The organism is Paenibacillus sp. FSL K6-1330 (assembly GCF_037976825.1).
Lineage (GTDB): Bacteria > Bacillota > Bacilli > Paenibacillales > Paenibacillaceae > Paenibacillus_AQ.
In genome coordinates this window covers 4,209,867-4,224,831 of record NZ_CP150269.1, presented here as the reverse complement: position 1 = coordinate 4,224,831, position 14,965 = coordinate 4,209,867, and the positions used below count along the sequence as shown (strand labels likewise).

Annotated in this window: 11 protein-coding genes; all 11 read left to right on the top strand. The window is 49.3% G+C overall.

The annotated features are described in order from the left end of the window. The first annotated feature begins 128 nt into the window (after window positions 1-128). The 11 genes from NYE54_RS18990 (at window position 129) to NYE54_RS18940 (ending at window position 14,951) form a co-directional block, all read left to right on the top strand. Window positions 129-1,337 (top strand): MFS transporter, encoded by a 1,209-nt coding sequence (locus NYE54_RS18990; RefSeq protein WP_339265352.1) that lies wholly within the window; start codon window positions 129-131, stop codon window positions 1,335-1,337. A gap of 126 nt (window positions 1,338-1,463) precedes the next feature. Continuing rightward, window positions 1,464-2,015 carry an aldo/keto reductase gene (locus tag NYE54_RS18985; RefSeq protein WP_339265350.1) on the top strand — a complete coding sequence of 184 codons (552 nt, stop codon included), beginning with the start codon at window positions 1,464-1,466 and terminating at the stop codon, window positions 2,013-2,015. A gap of 104 nt (window positions 2,016-2,119) precedes the next feature. Continuing rightward, window positions 2,120-2,887, top strand: a complete 768-nt coding sequence (locus NYE54_RS18980; protein ID WP_339265348.1) for a DeoR/GlpR family DNA-binding transcription regulator — start codon at window positions 2,120-2,122, stop codon at window positions 2,885-2,887. 265 nt (window positions 2,888-3,152) lie between these two features. Next, window positions 3,153-3,971, top strand: a complete 819-nt coding sequence (locus tag NYE54_RS18975) for an MBL fold metallo-hydrolase (RefSeq protein WP_339265346.1) — start codon at window positions 3,153-3,155, stop codon at window positions 3,969-3,971. Further along, window positions 3,968-5,215, top strand: a complete 1,248-nt coding sequence (locus NYE54_RS18970; RefSeq protein WP_339265344.1) for an MFS transporter — start codon at window positions 3,968-3,970, stop codon at window positions 5,213-5,215. The genes NYE54_RS18975 and NYE54_RS18970 overlap by 4 nt, the downstream gene beginning before the upstream one ends. After that, the gene (locus NYE54_RS18965; RefSeq protein ID WP_339265343.1) at window positions 5,190-6,161 is read left to right on the top strand and encodes a metallophosphoesterase family protein; all 972 of its coding nucleotides are present in this window, start codon (window positions 5,190-5,192) and stop codon (window positions 6,159-6,161) included. The genes NYE54_RS18970 and NYE54_RS18965 overlap by 26 nt, the downstream gene beginning before the upstream one ends. Window positions 6,162-6,483: 322 nt before the next feature. Further along, entirely contained in the window at window positions 6,484-10,425 is a 3,942-nt protein-coding gene (locus NYE54_RS18960; protein ID WP_339265341.1) for a polysaccharide lyase family 8 super-sandwich domain-containing protein, read from the top strand. Window positions 10,426-10,805: 380 nt separating this feature from the next. Continuing rightward, window positions 10,806-12,893 carry a BglG family transcription antiterminator gene (locus NYE54_RS18955; RefSeq protein WP_339265339.1) on the top strand — a complete coding sequence of 696 codons (2,088 nt, stop codon included), beginning with the start codon at window positions 10,806-10,808 and terminating at the stop codon, window positions 12,891-12,893. Window positions 12,894-12,928: 35 nt separating this feature from the next. Next, window positions 12,929-13,372: a PTS sugar transporter subunit IIA gene (locus tag NYE54_RS18950; RefSeq protein WP_339265338.1), complete on the top strand. Its 444-nt coding sequence runs from the start codon at window positions 12,929-12,931 to the stop codon at window positions 13,370-13,372. Further along, entirely contained in the window at window positions 13,369-13,632 is a 264-nt protein-coding gene (locus tag NYE54_RS18945) for a PTS sugar transporter subunit IIB (RefSeq protein ID WP_076321610.1), read from the top strand. Before NYE54_RS18950 ends, NYE54_RS18945 begins: the two co-directional genes overlap by 4 nt. Window positions 13,633-13,655: 23 nt before the next feature. After that, window positions 13,656-14,951: a PTS ascorbate transporter subunit IIC gene (locus NYE54_RS18940; RefSeq protein WP_076321609.1), complete on the top strand. Its 1,296-nt coding sequence runs from the start codon at window positions 13,656-13,658 to the stop codon at window positions 14,949-14,951. The last annotated feature ends 14 nt before the right edge of the window (window positions 14,952-14,965 follow it).

The following is a 14,965-nucleotide window of genomic DNA, read 5'->3' as shown; positions in this document are numbered from 1 at the left end:
ATCAAACTGGAATGACATTCCGAAAAACAACCCCCTTGAGTTTGAGCATAGGGGACAAGCTATCTTCAAACTGGAATGATCATTCCTGTATTGTAATGCAATAGTTCATAAAAAAAGGAGTGCTTAACATGAATGAAAACGCAAAGGAAAGGTTGGAGAAATCCGTTTCTACATGGATCACATTGATTCTTGCTGTTGCCTGTGGGTTGATCGTTGCAAATCTTTATTATACACAACCTTTAATTGAATCGATCAGCTCGGCAATAGGGTTATCTTCGGAAGCCGCAGGTTTGATCGTCACGCTGACTCAAATCGGCTACGGAATCGGCTTGTTATTTATCGTCCCTTTGGGAGACTTGCTCGAAAACCGCAAACTGGTGGTTACGCTGTTGATTCTGACGTCCATTGTATTAATCATCGCCGCTGAGGCACAGAACGCGGCGCTGTTTCTTGCCGCCTCCTTGTTTATAGGCGTGGGGGCCGTCGCGGCCCAGATCCTGATTCCCTATGCGGCGCATCTTTCTCCTGAGGAGACGCGCGGACGTAATGTAGGCAACGTAATGAGCGGTCTGTTTTTGGGAATCATGTTGGCCCGTCCGGTTTCGAGTATGGTGGATAAATATTTCGGCTGGCATGCCATCTTTATTATTTCCTCTGCCATGCTCTTGGTACTGGCTCTTGTCTTGGCAAAAGTCCTTCCGGCAAGGCAGCCGCAAACTAAGGACAAATATCCGGTAATCATCTCATCCATGCTGCATTTGCTCAAGACAACGCCGATTCTGCGGCGCCGCGCACTGTATCACGCGTTTTTGTTCGGCATGTTTAGTCTGTTCTGGACAACGGTTCCGCTCGTTTTAACGAGTCCGGTGTTTCATTTTTCATCAACAGGCGTAGCGCTGTTCGCTTTGGCAGGGGTTTCCGGCGCGGCGGTAGCGCCTATAGCTGGCCGCTTTGCAGATAAAGGTCTGATACGTTCGGCAACCGGATTGTCCATCGTGCTGGTGATACTGTCGGGGCTTTTGCCGATTATGTTTCCTGGAGGTTCTATATTCTCTATCGTTATCCTGGTCATTGCTGCCATCCTTCTAGACATGGGCGTTTCAGCCAATATGGTGTTGGGACAGCGAGCGATCTTCGCTTTGGGAGATGAGGTGCGCAGCCGGCTGAACGGCATGTATATGGCGATCTTTTTTGCGGGTGGAGCCATAGGCTCTGCAGTCGGAGGTTGGGCTTACGCCATGGGCGGCTGGAAAGCGGCGATGTGGGTTGGCGTTCTTTTTCCGATCTTGGCATTACTGTACTTTTTTACGGAAAAAAAGGGGCACACGGCGATATAAGCTGAATGACTGTTGATTCTTACAGGAATGTGACATCGATAGGTATGGACAACAGATCTTGGATATCATGCAACGAAAAAAGCGTTTGAGCAAACTTGTCGGAAACTGAATGTTACGTATCTCGATATGTATTTGATTCATTTTGCTGGACCTCATTACGAGAAAGCGTGGGCGGCGATGGAGGATTTGTACATGGAAGGGAGAATTAATGTCATCGGCGTAGCAAATTTCGAAATTAAGCATTTGAAGCATCTCATTAAGCAATCTCGGATATCACCGATGATCAACCAAATCGAAACGCATCCGGAGTTTCAACAACACGATTTGCATGACTATATGGTTCGTGATCGGGTACTGCATGAAGCTTGGGGCCCACTAGGTCAAGGAAACAAGGCTTTGCTGGAGCATCCGGTTCTCGTTGAGATTGCCCGTAATCAACAAAAGTCAGTTGCACAAGTCATATTACGTTGGCACATAAATCGGGGGGTTATTATTATCCCCAAATCGTTAAATTTGCAAAGGATAAAGGAAAACAGCGAAATTTTTGACTTTGATCTGAGCGAGGAAGAAATGGACCGGATCTGGCAGCTAGATACGGGTACACGATATTCCGTTAACCCGACTGGCTACATGATACATCCGATTTACATACAGTTGATGAAGCTATTTGTAAAATAACGCGGTAACACTACAATTGCTCCCGAAACGGTTGAACAGGAGGATTGAATGCTTTTATGGTAAACTTCTAATTAAGAAGTCTAGGCAAGTAAGGAGTGGAGTGGTTGTTTGCTGAGCAGCGGCATCAAATTATTATTCAGAAACTGAATCAGGACAAATCGATCCGAGCGTCAGAGCTCATCGAGCATTTCGGGGTTTCGTTCGAGACGATCAGACGTGACCTCGAATATTTAGAAAGTGAAGGTTACCTGCGGCGGGTGCACGGCGGGGCGATTTTGAAGGAGCCCGACTATAGCCGGGAAATACCGCTGCCGATCCGCGAGTCTATATATATGGAAGAGAAGACGGAGCTTTCTCAAATCGCGGTTCGTTATGTGACCGAAGGGATGTCCATCGCGCTTGACCCAAGTACGACGAACACTCAGATTGCTAAGGCGTTGAAGGCCAAGTTCGACCGATTAACCGTTATTACGAATTCGCTTTCGATCGTGAACGAACTCGTTTCGATGCCAGGTTATACGGTGATTATGACCGGGGGCGTTATTCGTCATCAAGAGCAAAGCATCATCGGAGATCTGGCAGAAGAGTTTACTTCCCGCTTTCATGCGGATTTGTTCTTTATGAGTATGAGCGGGGTTACGTTGGAAGCAGGAATTACCGATAACGCAATCGGCGAAGTCCAAGTGAAAAAAATAATGCACGCGAACGCGAAGCGCTGCATCGCCCTCGCAGACAGCAGCAAGTTCGGACAAAATTCATTTATCAAAGTATGCGGAGTAACCGAGGTCGAACGATTTGTGACGGATTCCAAAATCGACCGGGATATCGTTGATACATTTAGCAAAAGCGGCATCGAAATCGTCTATAAATAATAGAATCCATATGAACGATTTTTGGTTCTTACGAACCAGGGATCGTTTATTTTTATGTTTATACTCGGTTTTTTGGTTATAAGGGGTTGTGTTTATGTGTATTTATGTGTTGATGGGACAGGCATGTTCGGTCAACGGATTTCGAAAGAAAAAAGGTTGTAAATCATAAATAATTGTATGTGATTGATTGTATATATGTGGTATTATCTGTATTAATCAAGAATCGAGGAAATAAACGATCGCTTCTAAAAAGGAGGAGAAACCAATGAAAATCCACTTTCTTGGAACGGCTGCAGCGGAAGGATTTCCAAACCCGTTCTGCCGCTGTGACGCCTGCTGCAACGCGAGGTCGCTCGCAGGAAAAAACATTCGAACTAGAAGCTCTGTATTGATTGATGGCGTTATCAAGGTTGACTATTCCGCAGATTCGCATATGCAGGCGCTCCGTGATCGGATCGACTTGGGCGCGGTTGAGCATCTATTGTTCACGCATACGCATTACGATCATTTTCAGCCATCGGATCTATACAACCGTATTGAAGGATTTGCGCACGGTATCGATCACCCCTTACATATTTACGGCAACGATTCGGCCATTAACCAGACTATAGCCGCACTTGGGCCGGACGCTGGAGGCAGGTTCGCGTTCCACTTATTGCGCCCGTTCGAGACGATTTCACTCAGCGACACACAAGTCACCCCTTTGCTTGCGAATCATGACCCAATGGAAACTTGTTTGCTGTTTTACATAGAAAAAGGGGGCAAAACGCTGTTTTACGGCAATGACACCGGATGGCTGCATGAGGATACTTGGAAATGGCTTCAGGGCAAAGTGATCGATATGGCGATAATCGATTGCACGCATAGCTTTACGAACAATGATCGAAATCCAAACCATATGGGGATTGAAACTGTGCTTGAGGTTCAGCGCGTGTGGCGGGAAGAAGGTACGCTTGGGAGTAACGGTCTTGTATATGTAACTCATTTTACACATAACTCCGGATTTCTGCATGATGATTTTGAACGCGCTTTCGAACCCGCGGGCATTAAGGTGGCTTACGATGGTCTGATCGTCGACCTATGACGAGTGACAGCAGCAACGCAATTGAACAGCGCCAGATTAGGATTGTCGGCATCGTAACCGCGCTAACCCTCTTCGGCGATTCCATGCTGTACATTGTCCTCCCAGTGTATTGGAAGGAAGCGGGACTGGACGCGCTTTGGCAGGTAGGCGTACTGTTGTCTGTAAATCGACTAGTAAGGCTGCCCCTGAATCCTGTAATTGGCTGGCTGTATCATCGGATGTCGCTTCGAACCGGTCTGTTCATCTCCGTTTTGTTAGCGGCGCTTACCACAGTAGGATACGGCATCTTCAAAGGATTCGTTCTTTGGATAGCTTTGCGAGCGGTGTGGGGGATTGCGTGGTCCTTGATGCGAATGGGCGGGTATTTGACCGTCATTCGCTACTCCGACGATACGAATCGAGGGTGCTTAATGGGAACGTATAACGGGTTGTGGCGCCTTGGCAGCTTGGTAGGCGTACTGTTTGGAGGGTTGCTTGTGCCCTTCTTCGGGTTACGGTCTGTCTCGATATGGTTTGGCATGATGGCATTGGTCGGACTTCCGTTGATCGCGGCATCCATAAACCAAGGGAAAGCTTCCGGGACACATCAAATGGAACTAACTCGTAGTAACATAAATACGGTGTGGTCGCTGCAGGTGAAGAAAATCGTTCTAAGCGGATTAGTTATATCATTACTGCACGCCGTGTTCGGCGCGACACTCACGTATCTTATCGATACGAGTTATCCAACGGGGATACCATGGTTCGGATTGATCATTGGCAGTACGGCCTTAGGCGGCGTATTGACAGCGCTGCGCTGTACTTGGGAGCCGTTCTTGGCTCGATGGTTCGGACAGCGTACGGATGGACCGAGAGGAAGGCTGCCTTTATTTATGCTATCGTTGGCGGGTGCGGCAGCCGGTTACGCATTACTTCCGTGGCAGCTGCCGATCGGTATTTGGATTGTTATTGTCATTTTCGTCATGATTACAAGCACTGCGCTGGGTACGATCATGGACGCTATGGCTTCTGACGCTGCGAAGAGCACATCCGTTATTACAGTCATGACCGCTTATTCCGTATCTACCGATTTAGGGGCGGCGATCGGTCCGACATTGATTTATTGGGTGGTCGGTTTGCAGTATGGCGTGACATCAATGTATTTGGCGTGCGCTGCTGTATTCATTTTGATCGGGTTATGGTATTGGAAAGAATATGCGACAAAGGGGCGGGTATACCTTGGTGAAAAAGCTAAAGTTTCGTGAGGATGGAACGTTTGTCATCGTACAGTTTTCTGATGTAGAGTTTATTGACGCTGAGGACCTGGATCCGGAGACGCCGCTTCTCGACTCGATGACGAAGGCGACGATGGAGAGAATCATCGCAATTGAGCAGCCGGATCTTGTTGTGTTTGCAGGCGACTTAACGGCAAGTGCTAGAAGCAAAGATCCGCTTCAATCGTTCCGAAGTGCGGTCGCTGTCGCTGAAGAAAACCGCGTAGCATGGGCGGCTGTGTTTGGCAATCATGACTCGGAAGGGAGCTTGCCTCGAAAGAGAATGCATGAGGAGCAGCTCCTGCATGAATATTGCGTAGCCCAACCGGATCCTCCGGGGGTTAGCGGAGCGGGAAACTATGTGCTGACGATTGACGATCGGGCGGAGAAGCCAGCGGCCTCGTTGTTTTTCCTCGATAGCGGCGATTACTCACCGATTGAAGCGGTGGGCGGATACGACTGGATACGCCGAGATCAAATCGAATGGTATGTATCCGAATCACGGCAATTGGCCGAGCGAAATGGCGGGGCGCCTTTGCCCGCACTGGCTTTTTTCCATATTCCGCTGCCGGAATACGATGAGGTATGGAAGACGAAAGTGTGTGAGGGCCATTGCAGCGAATGGATCAGCTCGCCGAAGGTAAATTCAGGCTTGTTCACCGCCATGGTAGAGATGGGCGATGTGATGGGCACATTCGTCGGACATGACCACTCTAACGATTATTGCGGGACACTCCACGGCATACGTCTTTGCTACGGGAGGTCTACTCGTTACGTTAGTTATGTAGATGGTGTGCGTAAGGATAAGTTTCCGACGGGAGCAAGAGTTATTCGATTAAAGGCGGGCGAACGACAGTTCGAGACATGGATCCGCCAGAGCGACGGACTTATCGCGGAATTACCGATACATAAGCCGGTCGCTCAGCTTCATCGATAGTATATCAATAGGGTAGAGTTCTGATTCACTACCTTTTCCACGCAATTTCTCTTCATCCTGAAAATAGAGTTCCTAAAGAGTTAACAATAAGCTGCGAATTTTCTTCCTTTCATACTGAGCCATATTCAATCTGCCTCTTTCTTTTAGAATGTTGTCTTGACGCCACCATGCTATCTGAGGGATTGAACGTGGCTTTTTTCTCGATCTTGTGAATAGCGGATGGCCGCATGAAAGGGGGTGATGCAACAGACGGAATTCATACCAAAGGATGCTGGTGTTATCAATCAGTAGTTTAAATTGAGAGTTGGAAGGAGATATTGTGATGAGCTTGCGTTGGCGGAAATTCACTGTGGTTTCTCTTCTTACCAGTTTAGTGCTGTATCCCATTTTGTTGTTTGCCGGACCAGTACAAGCATCAACCGCTGCAGACGAGTACGATTTGCTGAGGGAGAGGTGGCATGTATATTTGACTGGGGGGACGGCAATTGATACGTCCGACCCGGAAATTGCAGCGAAAATCAGTCTAATCGAAACAAACGCAAACAAGTACTGGGCAGCGATGAACAAAAACGCCGGGCGAACTTATTTGTGGAGTGATTTGGCGAACTGGAGCGTTTCCAGTACGATTTCATCCAACTATGTAAGGCTGAAGGAAATGGCACTGGCCTATGCTACAACAGGATCATCCCTGAAAGGAACTGAGCAGCTAGCTGCTGACATTCTGAGTGGACTGGACTGGATGTATGCTAACAAATATAACGAAACGAAGGGTGAAACGGGCAATTGGTGGGATTGGGAGATCGGCGTGCCGATGAACCTGACGGATGCGATGATTTTAATTTATGATCAAATGTCCGCAACGCAAAAAACAAACTACACGAAGGCATTGGACAAATTCGTTCCGGATCCAACCTATCGTACAAATTCCCCTTCACTCCAAGAAACGGGTGCGAATCGGCTTGATAAAGCGCTGATTGTCTCTTTACGCGGCGTGCTGAATAAGACGGATGCCAAGATGGCTCAAGGCCGTGATGCGATCAGCCAGGTGTTGTTGTATGTGCAGAGCAGGGACGGGTTTTACGAGGATGGGTCGTTTATTCAACATGACTATGTCGCGTATACAGGAAGCTACGGTGCCGTTCTGCTCGAAGACATGGCGAAGCTGCTGTACCTCCTTGGCGGTTCGAGTTGGGACGTTACGGACCCGAATATCGCTAATGTCATTCGTTGGGTAACAGAGGCGTATCGCCCTTTTCTGTATAAAGGCGCCATGATGGATACGGTACGAGGACGTGCGATATCGCGCGAAGCATCACAGGATCATCAGGCGGGACGGAAAATCTTGGCTTCACTCGTCATGCTGGCCGACGGCCTGAACGCTCGGGATGCTGCGACGGTACGCCAAATTGCTAAAGGCCAAATGATGTCGGATACAACGTTCCCGAGTTATACGGAGGGGCTGTCCATCTTCAGTATCGGCAAAATAAAAGCATTGATGGGCGATCCATCCATTGAACCCGCTGGCGATATGATCGATACACATATATTCGCTGGTATGGATCGCGCCGTACACTTAAGGCCTGAATTCGGACTGGCGCTTGGTTTGTTCTCAACGCGCATTTCTGCTTTTGAATATGGTAACGGCGAAAATTCCAAGCCATGGTGGCAAGGCGCAGGTGCCGCATATTTGTACAACACGGATCAGACGCAGTTTTCAGGAGCCTATTGGCCAACGATCAATCCGGTGAGATTGCCGGGAACGACTACGGACGGCTCTACGAGCAGCGTGGGCTCTTTCAGCTTTAAATTCAATACGTCGAATTGGGTAGGAGGCTCATCGATTGATGGCCCTTACGGAACGGTTGGTATGGAATTTTCGATGTCGAAAAATACGGGTACTCCGTTATCAGGCAAAAAGTCATGGTTTCTGTTCGGCGATAAATATATAGCGCTCGGATCCGACATTTCGAGTACTGGAGGTCGCGCTGTAGAGACGATCGTTGAAAATCGGAAGCTGAATGAGAGCGGGTCAAATACGTTGACGGTGGATGGAACGGCTAAGCCTTCAACGACCGGGTGGACGGAAACGATGACAGGCGTGCAGTGGGCGCATCTGTCTGGCAGCGTACCGGGATCGGATATCGCATACGTATTCCCTGGAGGAGCGACAGTTCGTGGTCTCCGTGAAACGCGTTCCGGATCCTGGAAGGATATAAACACCGATGGAAGCGATAAGATGGTATCCGCACAATACGCAAGCCTCGCGCTGAATCACGGCGTCGATCCGGTGCAAGCCTCCTATGCTTATGCCGTTTATCCGGGAGCGTCGACGACTGAGGCAGAAGACTATGCGGCAGACCCTGGCTTCACCGTATTGAAAAACACAGGAAACGTACAGGCGGTCATGGATACCACGGATCAAATGGCGGTCGGAGCAAACTTTTGGACGGATTCGATTGAAACCGTTCAAGTGAACGGAGCAGATTACTTGACAAGTAATAAGAAAGCATCCGTCACCATTGCCGAGAACGGAAATGAGCTGCAAATCGGGGTTTCAGACCCGACAAAAGCAAACGGTGGCACCATTGAAGTCGAACTTCACCGTGCAACAACCGGCGCGCTGCTGCTTGATCCAGGCGTTACAGTGAAACAGTTTTCTCCGACTACGATATTGGAAGTGAATACGGCAGGAGCGATTGGAAAAACGTTCCTGGCTAAGCTGAGTACAGGGTCAACGACGCCGCCAGCGGCGCCTCAATTGATCGCAGCCTTGCCAGGACCCGGTTCAGCTACGCTGAAATGGAACGCCAGCGCCGGAGCTACCGGCTACCGCATTTATTATGGTACAGCGCCCGGCAGTTATACGAAAACCGTGGATATATCGGCAGTCAGCGGTAACAACCAGTATACGGTCACGGACCTTTCCAGCGGGACAACGTATTATTTTGCGATAAAAGCCCTTAACAGCACGGGTATGGAAAGCGCCGCATCCAATGAATTATCCGTAACGCTTGGTTATGCAATCTTACCTTCCGATGATGCCTACGTTCGCAGCGGGTCTTATGCAAACAGCAACTTTGGCTCTTCCGATCAATTGGTCGTTAAAAACGATCCCAACTCCGGCTACCACCGATACTCTTATTTGAAATTTGATTTATCGCAGCTGCCGGAACAAGTTAAAAGTGCGCAGATCCGTCTGGTTCCGACAAGTGCCGGACTCGCCAACACAAAAGGCGTCGCTTATGAAGTAAGCAATCATACATGGACAGAAAACGGCATTACTTGGAACAATAAGCCTGCTGCCGGCAGCCTGATCGGAAACTGGACCGTCCCGGCAGCCGGAACACCCGTAAGCATTGATGTAACCGCACAAGTGAATGCCGCCTTGGTTGGTGAACGGACGATCGCCGTTCAACTCGCTCAAACGACCAACTACGGCTCGAACGGCTGGATTATTTACGGCTCTAAGGAACATACGGATGCAGCTTACCGGCCTGTGCTTCTGTTCGAACGACAGGATACGGTTCCGCCTGACACGATAGCCACGTTATCCCCGGAACAGCCGGACGGCCACAACGGTTGGTATGTCCATCCTGTAACGTTATCATTGGCCTCTAAGGATCAATTATCGGGGGTAACCGAATCGGTTTACAGCTTGGACGGAGGCAGCTCATGGCAGGAATACACTGAACCCGTTACATTCAGTCAAGACGGTAAATATACGATAAGCTATCAATCAAGGGGTGATGCGGGTAACACAGAGCCTGCAAAGACGATTACATTTAGTCTGGATACAGGGGCTCCACTTATCATTGTTGGCGATCCGGCAGCAGAAAGCTACAGTATAGATCAAGACTTGTTGCCGCAATTTGTTGTGCACGATGATCTGTCCGGAGTCGATCAGACGAAGACAACGTTGTTGCTTGACGGACAGCCTATGGAGCAAGGCGCAACGATTCCGCTTTATACACTTTCACTGGGCAGTCATTCATTAGAAATTACAGGTTACGATTCAGCAGGAAATATAGGAAGAGCCAGTGTGGACTTTCAAACGACTGCGACTAGCGAATCGCTCAAAGGAATGGTCACAAGATTTGAGAAGGACGGCTGGATTGACAACAACGGTATCGCAAACAGCTTGAGACAAAAGCTCGACAAGGGTGAATTGAACAGTTTCATCCATGAAATTCAAGCACAGAGCGGCAAACATGTTCATAGCGATGCCGGACGCTACTTACTTCAGCATGCACAGGCATTGATTTAGTTGGACAGGAAGAACATGGAATGCCTAATGTTGATTTCTTGTTACGCGTATTGAAAAAGCAACTTTAGAAAATGAGCTCAATACTTCTTTTTCAACGAGTGAGATGGGATAGCGGTATGCCGAGTTATTTAATGAAAAGAGTTTTGCTGGTCTACGATAGAAGTTATGAAAGACTTTGAAAGCCGCATTGTATGCGGCTTTTTTTGATTGCTATGGGAGGGATTAACTTAAAACACTTGAGTTCATTTTTGCACAAAAGGGTCTCCATGAATTGAACTGTCTTTCATCAATTGCCTGTGGGTATAATCAAATTGCAAAAGGCACTACACTAACGGCAAAGGAGTTGATGCCGTATTCTGGACGAAAGAAGTACCCGGATTTTGACGCTGCTTTATGAGGCGGCCGATTATGTATCGCTGGAAGAACTGATGCAGAAGGTCGGTATCTCCAGACGAACCGTTTATTATGATATGGAAAAAATAAACGATTACTTGAAAGCGATTCATCTTCCGCCGGTCAAATATGTCAGGACAGTTGGCTATTATTTACCTGATGAAAGCAGGGCCGGTCTTCCGCAGTCAACCGGGAAGCCTCATGCACAGCCGTATTATTTGTCCCCACGGGAAAGAATGGCGTGGATGTCGCTCTATCTGTTGTCGGCAGAGGGTCCGCTCTTTGTTCATCATCTGACGGACCTTTTGCAGGTTAGCCGAGGGACTGTGCTCAAGGATTTGAATATGGTCCGGTCGGACATGAAGACCTCGAAGCTCAAGGTAACCTACGATCGCAAGTGGGGCTATGGCGTAAATGGGGAGGAACGTGACAAGCGGAAGGCCCTGAGCTATTATTTCGGTCAGGTTTTCGGCGATGCAGGCTGGGAGCAGGTATTTAACCGGAAACCGGAATCGGAGGGACCGGATCTTGCCCGAAACTTATTTCCCCCTATGAAGTCGGGGCACCTGAAGATGGTGTATCGCCTTATCTCGGATAGCGAAGTAACGCTGGGCGTAGATTTGACGGACGAGATGTTATTTCATTTGACGGCACGCTTCCTGTTGTATGTACGACGTATTCAGGAAGAGCAGTTTATCTCAATAGACGAAGATGAACGAAACGTGCTACGGCGGATGCCAGAGTATGAAGTTGCCGCTGGGGTTGCTGAAGGTCTCGGCCAAATGTTCGGTGTCTCTATCCCGGATGAAGAAATCTGCTACTTTACGATGCATCTGCTGGGAGCGAGAGTCAATCGGATGGAACAGATGACCGGATCCGAAGAAGTGCTCAAGCAGCTTCGGCAAGTGACCAGACAGATGACAGATGATTTTCAGCGTTACGCCTGCGTATTCCTGCCGAACCGGGAAGCGATGGAGGAGAATCTGCTTGTCCATTTGAAGCCGGCTTATTACCGGATCATATACGGACTCGGGCTTGAAAATCCGCTGCTCGAAAATATCCTGTCCAAGTACAGGGAAGTATTCGAGCTGACCCGTCGCTCCGCGACACCGTTCGAACAACTGGTTGGACGTCCACTTGACGACAACGAAATCGGATACCTTGCCATGCATTTCGGCGGCTGGCTGCGTAGAGAGAACACGAAGCCGGCTGTACGTAGACAGGCCGCCATCGTCTGCGTCAACGGCATTTCCGCTTCGCGAATGTTGAAATCGCAGCTGGAGAACCTCTTCTCGGCAGTGGATATTACAGCGGTACTCTCGCTGCGGAATTACGAGTCGTTTGATGAAGAGAATGTTGATTTTATTTTCTCAACGGTACCGCTGCCGGATAGTAAAGTGCCCGTTCTCCTAGTGAATCCGATTCTCAGCGATAAGGATAAGGAACACCTGCTGAACCAAGTCAACATGGTTGCCGGCCGTAAATCAAAGACCCCGGCGTACTCGGTTCAAGCGCTGCTGGACATCGTCCATAAATATGCCGCGGTTAGGGATGAAGCAGGACTTACGGAGGAGCTTAACCACTACTTGTCTGTTGGGAAAACATGGCTGAGTGAAGCACGCAAGCCATCATTATCGGATCTGATCACTGGACAGATGATCCAAATCAAAAGAGAAGCGGCCGACTGGCGGAGCGCCATACGCGAAGCCTCCGAACCCCTGCTAAAGGATGGGCGCATCGATGAAGTCTATATCGATGCGATGATTTCCAAAGTGGAGGCGCTAGGCCCTTACATCGTCGTTGCACCAGGCATCGCGATTGCGCATGGCAAGCCGCAGGATGGTGTCCGGCGGCTGGGAATCAGTCTGCTGCGACTGGAGCAACCCGTGGCCTTCTCAGAAGAAGCAAGGCATCAAGTTCAGATCATTCTGGTACTGGCGGCGATTGACGGTGAATCCCACCTCAAAGCGCTGTCGGAGCTGACCATCCTGCTTAGGGAGAAGGAAAACCTGATCCGTCTGAAAGAGGCCAAGACGAAAGAAGAGATACTGCAGCAATTAAACACCGGTCTTTAGCATCGATTAGAATATCGGACTTGGGAGAGATGAGAATGAAATTTTTGGAATCGTCACTAATTGCGCTGGATGTGGAGGCCAAGACGGCTGAAGAAGCGATCCGCTTAGCAGGAGATCTGCTGGTAAAAGCGGGTGCGGCAGAAGAACGTTATGCCGACGCCATGGTGAAATCTTACCGTGAAAGAGGTCCGTACTTTGTTCTTGCACCTCATATCGCACTTCCGCATGCTCGTGCAGAGGATGGGGTGAATGAAGCGTCCGTCTCGCTGATTAAATTGAAGAAGCCGGTCGTATTCGGCCATGCGGCCAACGACCCGGTACAGCTTGTATTTGCGCTCGGCGGCTCTTCAAGTTCGGAGCATATCGCCATGCTGCGAAAGCTGACCACCTTGCTAAGCAGCCCGGGCAGTATTGAACAATTCATGAATGCAACTGATGTAGAGACAATCCAACAACTGATTAGGGGGAACGAACAATGAAAATTTTATGCGTATGCGGTCTTGGACAAGGAACGAGTCTGATTTTGAGAATGAATGTGGAGAACGTGCTGAGCGGTATGGGAGTAAATGCCGACGTGGAGCATACGGACGTTTCCACGGCATCCGGAACCGCTGCCGACTATATCATTACAAGCAATGAACTGGCACAAAGCCTTCAAGGTCATGCGGCCAAAATTGTTATCGTCAACAACTATTTTGACAATAACGAAATCAAACAGAAGCTGGAAGAAGTGCTGTAAACCATTAGAAAGGGAGAGGGCATATGGACGTACTTTTTTGGATTGCCACCAACATTTTTGGAACGCCCGCCATTCTGCTCGGATTTATCGTTCTGGTCGGCCTTCTGCTTCAGAAGAAATCAACGAGCCAGCTTGTAAGCGGCACCTTTAAAGCGATCATCGGCTTCCTCGTCATCGGCGCAGGCTCTGATGTCATCGTAAAAGCCTTGAATGTATTCGAGCCGATGTGGAAGGAAGTCTTCGGATTGGAGAGCGGATCCCTTGGTACCTTCATGGGTCAGGAGGCATTCAACTCCAAATTCGGAAGCGCCGTTACGCTTGCTATGCTTATCGGTTTTCTGATCAACGTTCTGCTGGCACGCTTCACCCGGTTTAAATTTATTTACCTGACCGGGCACATGATGTTCTGGACGTCGACTGTTTTCGCTGGCGTGATCGTTCATGCGGCCAGCGGCATCTCCATCTGGAAGCTGGTACTGATGCTCGCTGTCGTCCTTGGTGTGTACTGGACATTCCAGCCGGCGCTGGTTCAGCCGTTCCTGCGTAAAATTACGGGCAACGATAACATTGCGCTTGGTCACACATCGGCTTCGGTTGCTTTGCTTGCTGCCTTGTCCGGTAAATTGTTCGGCAACAAAAACAACGATTCCGAGAAAATCAAAGTACCCAAAGGCTTTGAGTTCCTCCGCGATTCCAACGTCATTACTGCGCTCAGCATGGGAGTTTTGTTCCTGATCGGGGCCATTATTCTATCGACGAAAGGCACACCGGCGGCTGCGGAACTGATGAAACAATCGGGTGACCAGAACTTTATTATTTACTCTATAATCCAATCGTTCACATTCGCAGGCGGAATCGCCATCGTTCTGATGGGGGTCCGGATGTTCGTCGGCGAGCTGGTTCCGGCCTTCAACGGGATCGCGACCAAACTCGTACCAGGCGCCAAACCGGCACTCGATGCGCCAGTTGTGTACCCTTACGCGCCGAATGCGGTGGTTCTTGGATTCCTGGGAGCTTTCGCGGGAGCGATTATCTGGCTGCTTGTACTTGGCAACACCGTTGCTTACATTTTCGTGCCAACGATGATCGTCTTATTTTTCCACGGTGCTACGGCTGGGGTGTTCGGGAACTCGACAGGCGGTGTTCGCGGGGCCGTTATCGGCGGCTTCATCACTTCCACCGTTGTAGCTTGGGGACAGTTTCTGATGGTTCGCTTCTTCATCGCCTCGACGGTGCCGGATACAGCCATGTGGGCAGCTGATTCCGATATGTTCATCATTGGACCGATTCTGCACTTCCTGGCGAAACTGTTCTTTTAACCATCCGATAACAA

What these genes read in the sequence shown, in the direction of transcription:
- NYE54_RS18990 (WP_339265352.1), top strand. Translation starts at nt 129, where the DNA reads ATGAATGAAAACGCAAAGGAAAGGTTGGAGAAATCCGTTTCTACATGG.
- NYE54_RS18985 (WP_339265350.1), top strand. Translation starts at nt 1,464, where the DNA reads ATGTATTTGATTCATTTTGCTGGACCTCATTACGAGAAAGCGTGGGCG.
- NYE54_RS18975 (WP_339265346.1), top strand. Translation starts at nt 3,153, where the DNA reads ATGAAAATCCACTTTCTTGGAACGGCTGCAGCGGAAGGATTTCCAAAC.
- NYE54_RS18970 (WP_339265344.1), top strand. Translation starts at nt 3,968, where the DNA reads ATGACGAGTGACAGCAGCAACGCAATTGAACAGCGCCAGATTAGGATT.
- NYE54_RS18960 (WP_339265341.1), top strand. Translation starts at nt 6,484, where the DNA reads ATGAGCTTGCGTTGGCGGAAATTCACTGTGGTTTCTCTTCTTACCAGT.
- NYE54_RS18950 (WP_339265338.1), top strand. Translation starts at nt 12,929, where the DNA reads ATGAAATTTTTGGAATCGTCACTAATTGCGCTGGATGTGGAGGCCAAG.
- NYE54_RS18945 (WP_076321610.1), top strand. Translation starts at nt 13,369, where the DNA reads ATGAAAATTTTATGCGTATGCGGTCTTGGACAAGGAACGAGTCTGATT.
- NYE54_RS18940 (WP_076321609.1), top strand. Translation starts at nt 13,656, where the DNA reads ATGGACGTACTTTTTTGGATTGCCACCAACATTTTTGGAACGCCCGCC.